This window comes from Pseudomonas sp. IT-P74 (assembly GCF_949768175.1).
GTDB lineage: Bacteria > Pseudomonadota > Gammaproteobacteria > Pseudomonadales > Pseudomonadaceae > Aquipseudomonas.
Genome location: NZ_CATKQD010000043.1, coordinates 1 through 800 on the forward strand (window position 1 = coordinate 1; position 800 = coordinate 800).

General features: G+C 64.5%; 1 protein-coding gene. It reads right to left on the reverse strand.

What is annotated here, in order from left to right; all coding sequences use genetic code 11:
* Positions 1 to 800 (reverse strand): DUF3274 domain-containing protein (locus tag ACM6J5_RS18500; protein WP_414929111.1); only part of this gene is annotated, 800 nt, incomplete at both ends.

The window sequence follows — 800 nt, forward strand, 5'->3', positions numbered from 1 at the left end:
TGTCAATGTTGGTCACATAAATCCATTTGAACGAGGCACCGGGGTTGCCCAATGCAGCGTTCTGCGACACCGCATCCGGTCGATCCTTGCCTGCCTCATCGGTTGACCCCGTCACGGCTTCGCCGCCAAACATCTGCGGCGCATGGGGTGGGTGCAGTTGTTCGGCATTGATGTTGCGCGTCTGGCCTTCACTGATCCCGGCCTGCGAGGCTATCGCGGCCACCGACCAGCCACCGGGATAGCGCGGCTCCCCCTCGGCGCGCGTGAAGTCCGGTTGGGGAGCCTTGCCCACGAGTACCGGCTTGCCGTCACGCAGGCGCTTGGTCCACAGACGCTGGTAGAAACGCGTGGACTGCAACGTGGACATGGCCGGCTGACCATCGGGCAGCTCGTCCGGCACGCCGTAAGTGCCGATGCCTTGCACATCATCCAGCGCTACGGTGGTGTCATCAGGGCAGAAATACAGGTAGACCTTGCCGCGGTTGTCCCGCTCGGGAAACACCAGGGTTTGCCCGTCGGCCCCCAAGCGCTGGCCTTGTTCGGGCGACCAGCGTGGCCCCGTGCGACCGCCATAACCCGGCAGGCCACAGCGCAGGGTGCTGAGGGGTGGCTGCGCATGGGGCGATTGGGTGGTGTGTTGCACGATGTCGATCAGGGTTTGCAGGGTCCGCAAATTTTTCGGCGTCGCGTCCGGCAGTACCGAATAGGGCGAGGCCACCATGATGGCGCAGTCGGCGCAGCGTTCACCGCGATCCACCAGCATGGCCTGGGCGAGCAAGGTGATCAGCGTGCCCTGGCTA